6 protein-coding genes are annotated in these 6,414 nt (G+C 37.2%); all 6 read right to left on the bottom strand.

From position 1 onward, the window contains the following. Window positions 1-211: 211 nt before the first annotated feature. The gene (locus tag AC1DOS_RS17125) at window positions 212-871 is read right to left on the bottom strand and encodes a potassium channel family protein (RefSeq protein WP_108584426.1); all 660 of its coding nucleotides are present in this window, start codon (window positions 869-871) and stop codon (window positions 212-214) included. A gap of 62 nt (window positions 872-933) precedes the next feature. Beyond that, window positions 934-2,748 carry an ABC transporter ATP-binding protein gene (locus AC1DOS_RS17120; protein WP_477538472.1) on the bottom strand — a complete coding sequence of 605 codons (1,815 nt, stop codon included), beginning with the start codon at window positions 2,746-2,748 and terminating at the stop codon, window positions 934-936. 15 nt (window positions 2,749-2,763) lie between these two features. Then, a complete protein-coding gene (locus tag AC1DOS_RS17115) occupies window positions 2,764-4,509 on the bottom strand; it encodes an ABC transporter ATP-binding protein (protein WP_477538471.1) in 1,746 nt (581 codons plus the stop codon). Window positions 4,510-4,734: 225 nt separating this feature from the next. Beyond that, entirely contained in the window at window positions 4,735-5,187 is a 453-nt protein-coding gene (locus tag AC1DOS_RS17110) for a TlpA disulfide reductase family protein (RefSeq protein WP_108584423.1), read from the bottom strand. 157 nt (window positions 5,188-5,344) lie between these two features. Beyond that, the gene (locus AC1DOS_RS17105; RefSeq protein WP_108584422.1) at window positions 5,345-5,887 is read right to left on the bottom strand and encodes a peroxiredoxin; all 543 of its coding nucleotides are present in this window, start codon (window positions 5,885-5,887) and stop codon (window positions 5,345-5,347) included. Between the two features lie 207 nt (window positions 5,888-6,094). Then, window positions 6,095-6,414 (bottom strand): hypothetical protein (locus AC1DOS_RS17100; protein WP_477538470.1); only part of this gene is annotated, 320 nt, incomplete at its 5' end.

Raw genomic sequence — 6,414 nt, 5'->3', positions numbered from 1 at the left:
ACACTAGAATGGTCTTAGTACATACGTTTTGAAAGCATTAGCCAAGCATGGCTATAAAAGCTAGCTAATGTATGAATATATGAATAAAAACACTACCGCTATTCGGTAGTGTTTTTATTTGGCGCTATTTCCCAGGAAATGGTTCTCTCTTCAAGATCCGATAATCATTCTAGGACAGGTGTCGGTCTAGAGTGGCCAGCTCCGCTTTTCTTTAGTGCATTGCCTTTTTTTCGAAGCGAATTATATCTGCATCTGCACCTATGACGATTAAGACGTCATTAATAAGGATTTTCTCGTCTGCTTGTGGTGATACCAGAATTTCAGTTCCACGTTTAATGCCGACTATGTTTATTCCATATTTCGCTCGAATATCAAGATCAATTAATGTAGAACCCGCCAATATTTCATTCGCTTTTATCTCCATAATTGAGTGTTCATCCGACAGCTCTAAATAGTCAAGGACATTATTTGTCATAATGTTGTTGGCAATTCTAATGCCCATGTCTCGTTCTGGATGCACCACTTGGTCAGCACCTATTTTTCGTAACACTTTTTCATGATAATCATTTTGAGCTTTGACAGTGATCTTATTTACGCCTATTTCTTTTAACATTAATGTTGTTAAAATACTAGATTGTATGTCTTCACCAATCGCCACAATGACATGTTCAAAGTTTCGAATTCCTAGCGATTTTAATACTGATTCATCTGTTGTATCTGCTACGATTGCTTGTGTTGCAATAGACGCAAATTCATCTACACGGTCCGCAAATTTATCAATGGCCATGACGTCTGCACCTTGATCGATAAGCTCGCGAACAATACTTCCGCCGAAGCGACCTAACCCAATAACTACAAATTCTTTTTTCATCTTTCAACCTCCGTACGGTACGAATGGACATAGTGTATCACAACTTTGAAAGTCGCTCAAATTCAGTTTGCTATGTCTCCAAATTGGGACATAACCAACTGGTGGTAATGTCCTCTATCTTTCATTAACGAATCATGATTTCCACATTCAAGAACACTTCCATTCTCTAAAACAATAATCTGATTTGCTTCTCGAATTGTAGATAATCGGTGTGCAATCATAATTGCCGTTCTGTCCTTCAAAAGCGTACGTAATGCCTGTTGAATTTGAAGTTCGGTTTCCGTATCAATGGACGCTGTTGCCTCGTCTAAAATAATGATCCGTGGGTTTGCAAGGAGTGCACGTGCAAATGACAGCAACTGCCTTTCACCAACTGATAATATATTTCCTCGTTCTTCAACTTCAGTTTCATAGCCATTAGATAACCGCTCAATAAAGCGATTTGCTCCAACTGCTTGTGCTGCCTCTATTACTTCTTCATCTTTTGCATGAGGGTTACCAAAGCGAATATTGTCCATAATGGTTCCGGAGAAAATAAATGTTTCTTGCAAAACAATACTAATTTGTTCCCTCAAATCACTTAATGACAAATCGCGAATATCATTTCCATCCATTTTAACAACGCCGCTGGTCGGGTCATAAAAACGAGACACTAAGTTGGCAATTGTCGTTTTACCAGATCCTGTATGTCCTACAAGAGCCACCGTCTCTCCTGCTTTCATTTCAAGCGATATCCCTTTTAAAGCTAAGCGGTCTTTTTCATAACCAAATTGAACATCTTCAAATTTAACTTGACCTTGTAATTGACCAATTTTTATAGGATTCTTTTTGTCATTTACAAGTGGTTGCTCATCTAAGAACTCGAAGATACGTTCTGATGAAGCCATCCCCATTAATAATTGGTTATACACCATGCCCAGTCGAGAAATAGGTTCCCAGAACATCCCTAGGTAAAAAGCAAAAGCAACGAAAGCACCAAGATCTAATTGACCATTTTTAATCAAGTAGGCACCGTAAATAATCAATACTACGGAACCAATGGCATTGGTCATTTCAACAAACGGACGGAACATGGAGTTCTTTTTCGTTGCTACACGCCATGATTCAAAACTTTCTTCATTAATGCCGTTAAAGAAGGCCATATTTTCATTTTCTTGTGTAAACGATTGAGTAATACGCATTCCTTGAATACTTTCATTCAAATGAGAGTTAATTTTCGCTTGTTTCATACGTACATCTTGCCATGAACGACGAATGTTTTTGCGTAACGTCGTTGAAATAAAGAACATCATTGGCAAAATAACGAGAACTGCTAAGGCAAGTGGTGGACTAAGCGTAAATAAAATGATGAGGACACCCATCAGTAAAAGTATATCCATCAACAAGTTAATGACTCCATTAGTAAATAACTCTTGAAGCGAGTTAATATCGTTCATGATTCGAACGAGAATCGAACCCGCTGACCGTTGATCGAAAAATCTATGCGATAGCCATTGTACATGAGTAAATAAATGTTTCCTTAAATCGTAAATTACATTTTGACCAAGTTCATTCATCCATCGTATACGATATCGGTTGGCAATTGTATTAACCACATACAGCACCGCAATTGTTCCTACGAGAATCGAAAGCAATTCAACATCTTTCGTTTCTAATGCTCGATCTATGACATATACCCCTATTAATATGGGGATTAGTAGTCGAATAAGTGTGGTTATCGTTACTGCTATAAAAGCTTTCGGCAGTAATGAACGTGAATAAGGTTTTACATACGTAAATAAACGAGCGAGTTGAGACCAGTTAAATGGTGCATCAATTACATCATCCGTAGAGTAGCGGAATCTTTTTAATACACTGGGATTAATTTGTTTTGTCATGATGATTCCGCCTTTCTATGCATAAATATTTTCAAGCTGATCTTTGTATTGAATTTCATATATACGTTTGTAAAGACCTGTCTGATTAATTAACTGCTCATGTGTGCCTCGTTGAACGATTTTGCCATGTTCAAAGACAATTAACTCATCTGCATGTTTTACGGATGAGATTCGGTGAGCAATGATAAATGTTGTGCGGTCTTTCATGACTTCTTCAAGTGCTTGTTGAATATGAAGCTCTGTTTTCATATCAACTGCACTAGTTGCGTCATCCAAAATCAAAATGGCTGGGTTTTGACATAGCGCACGTGCAATCGCAATACGTTGTTTTTGCCCACCCGATAAGCCTAGTCCCCGCTCCCCAAGCATCGTGTCATATGCATCTGGCAATTCCATGATAAAATCATGTGCATTTGCGCGTTTAGCAGAGTCAATAATTTCTTCCATTGAAGCGTCTGGACGTCCATACGAAATATTAGCTTTAATTGAAGAAGAGAATAAAAATGACTCTTGTAAAACAAAGCCGATTTTTGAACGCAACGATGATAATGTATAATCCTCAACCGGAATGCCATCAATTTTGACATGCCCTTCAGTCGGTTCATAAAATCGTGTTAACAATTGAGTTAAACTTGTTTTACCTGAACCAGTGGCTCCAATTAAGCCGACCTGTCTGCCAGCTTTTACTACAAGATTTACATCCTTTAGTGCGACTTGGTCCTCTTCACGATATTGAAGTGTGACATTTTCAAAAGCGACATGTCCCTTCATACCTGAACCGTCCACAGCATTTTTCTTTGAATGAATGGGTTCTGGAGCTTCTAAAACTTCTAATAGTCGTTCTCCTGATGCTTTGGATTGAGAAAACAAGTTGACTGTAAAACCTAAGTTCATAATTGGGAAAATGATGTAGCCAAGTAAGCTGTAAAACGCGACAAGTGCTCCTACAGATAATTGGTTATTCATAACTAGGTAGCCACCATAACCGAATAAGAAGACTACGCTAATATTGCCGAGGAACTCCATAACTGGAAAGTATTTTGCCCAAATTTCCGTCGTAAACAAGTAACGATCTTTATAATCACCATTTGAGTCGTTAAATTTGTTAATTTGAAATGATTCTCGAGAAAGTGACTTGACAGTATGAATCCCGCTAATGTTTTCTTGAACATTTGTATTTAACTTACCAAATGATTTACGAATATCCCGAAATGCAGGATGTACTTTTTTATCAAAGCGGAACACGGCAACGATTAACAACGGCATTGCAGCCATTGAAACAAACGTCAAAGGTACAGAATAAGAAAACATGACGCATAATGATACAGACACAAGGAAAATTAATCGAAATAACTCAACGAATCCAAACGATAAGAAAAATCGAAATCCCTCAACATCTGCTGTTAAACGAGACATTAAATCCCCGGTTTTCGCATTATCGTAATAGCTGAATGGCAACCGTTGTAACTTCGCATATAACGCATTTCGCAATTCATATACTGAGCGAATACCGAACATATCACCGGTATATTGCCCTATATAGGTCGCTATTCCTTTAACAATCATAAGTGCCATAAAAATCCAAGCGAGTGACCATGCTAAATCATACTGCTGTTCCTTAATAACTCGGTCAATCGTTTGCTGTAAAATAATTGGATATGAAACTGTAATTAACAAGGTAATCAAAAGCATGAACAAAGACCAAAAGAATAGATGTTTATTTGGCCAGTAGTAATCCTTTAATTTTTTAAAAATTTCCAAACTGGTTCCCCCTAATTCAAAAGACATAGTATTAAATATAACGAATTCCGAAATAAAAGACTACCCCCTTTTGACTGATATTTTCATTAAATCTAAATTTTCTCTTAAGTTAGGAGTAATCATTAACGCGGACATAAAAAAAGCCCTAGCTCCGATGGGAAATGAGGGACATAAAACGTCCAAAAATTCCTCGGTGCCGGGCACTTTTATTTTTCATAACTGTTTTTAGGCGTTGCGCATTTCATCTAAAACTCGGTTTACACGTTTTTCTAGCATTTTCATTCCACTACCGCCTGCTTGGAAATGACGAAGTTGACCATCTTTATCAAATACGTAATAAGCTGGTACATATTGATTATCAAATGCGTCTGTTAATTTCATATCATTATCAACAAAAATTGGTTGAGTAATGTCATGTTGAGCAGCGACTTCTTTAATATCTGTTAAGTCCATGTCTTTTTCAGATCGTGGCATATGAACAGCAATAACATTTAATTCCTTTTTGTATTGGTCACGAAAAGCATTCACTTCTGGCATTGCTTCTTTACATAGGCCACAACTAACTGACCAAAAGTGAATTAGAGTTGGTTTGCTGCCGATTAATTGGTTATTTGAAACTTCTCCATTTAACCATGCAGTAGCGCCGGATAAGTCGGGCATGGGTGAGCGTAATTTCATCTTAATTCCTCCTAATTCATACAAATAAAAATTCCCCACTGCGTATCGTATGCGTGGGGAATCGTTGGTGTCTAATTAAAAAGCGTATTTAGAAAAACCCAAATAGCTAAGTAACCCCAAAGCTAATAAGAATTCGATGAACCTTTTTTATTAATGATTAAAGTGTTTTTTGACCTGGGCGCCAGTTTGCAGGACAAAGACCACCAGTTTGAAGGGCTTGTAATACACGTAGAGTTTCATCTACATCACGGCCAATATTATTATGGAACACTGTTTGATATTGCATTTCACCTTCAGGATTGATGATGAAAAGACCACGTAATGCAATTCCTTCTTCTTCAATTAACACGCCATATTCACGAGAAATCACGTGATTTGTGTCAGCAGCTAATGAATATTTAAGTTCGCCTAAACCGTTGTCTTGACGAGCTGTGTTAATCCAAGCTAAATGTGTGTGAATTGTATCAGTTGAAACGCCAATGATTTCAGCGTCTAAATCTTCGAACTCATCGTAGCGATCTGACATCGCGGTGATTTCAGTTGGGCATACAAAAGTGAAATCCATTGGATAAAAGAACAATACAGTCCATTTATCTTGTTTCATATTTTCTTCTAAGCTTACTTTCCCGAAAGACTTATCTGCTAGCACTGCGTCCATAGTAAAACGAGGTGCTTGTTTACCTACCATACGTTCTGTCATGTAAAAACCTCCAAGGAAAATTAATCTGCCAACGAATTGTATTCGCATTTAGCACAATTTCAAGAATAACAAATACCTTCTTGCAATGCAATTTATCGGCATTCATAAACATTCTTAATACAGTCTTTTCGTCCAATTCGTGTCGAATGTTTAGTATGTTCAGTATGCAAAAAATCATTCATCTAAAGAAAGACCTAAACTACCTTATTAGAAAGGTCGCTCAGGTCTCTTTAGGCAATATTCACATGTAGGGTCAGTACAATCTTCCTCTTTCCAAACGTTGCAAGGTTCGCAGTAACAAGTATCATATTTTTCATGATATGACAGCGGCTCAAAACAATCATTACAATAATCTCGAAGTTCTTCAATTGCAATGACACGTTCATTTATTAGTAAAAATGAGTTTTCTATTTGTTTTTGTCTAGATGTATGTTTGCGTTCTTTAGGATCTAAAAATAACATCATTGATTTCTCCACAACTGTCACTCCCTTCTTCATTTCATGGTAACATATATAAAGGTAGGAAC

This window comes from Paenisporosarcina sp. P5_A11 (assembly GCF_056400705.1).
Note: the sequence above shows the minus strand (reverse complement) of the source record. Positions and strands in the feature narration are given on the sequence as shown.

What these genes read in the sequence shown, in the direction of transcription:
- AC1DOS_RS17120 (WP_477538472.1), bottom strand. Translation starts at nt 2,748, where the DNA reads ATGACAAAACAAATTAATCCCAGTGTATTAAAAAGATTCCGCTACTCT.
- AC1DOS_RS17105 (WP_108584422.1), bottom strand. Translation starts at nt 5,887, where the DNA reads ATGACAGAACGTATGGTAGGTAAACAAGCACCTCGTTTTACTATGGAC.
- AC1DOS_RS17110 (WP_108584423.1), bottom strand. Translation starts at nt 5,187, where the DNA reads ATGAAATTACGCTCACCCATGCCCGACTTATCCGGCGCTACTGCATGG.
- AC1DOS_RS17125 (WP_108584426.1), bottom strand. Translation starts at nt 871, where the DNA reads ATGAAAAAAGAATTTGTAGTTATTGGGTTAGGTCGCTTCGGCGGAAGT.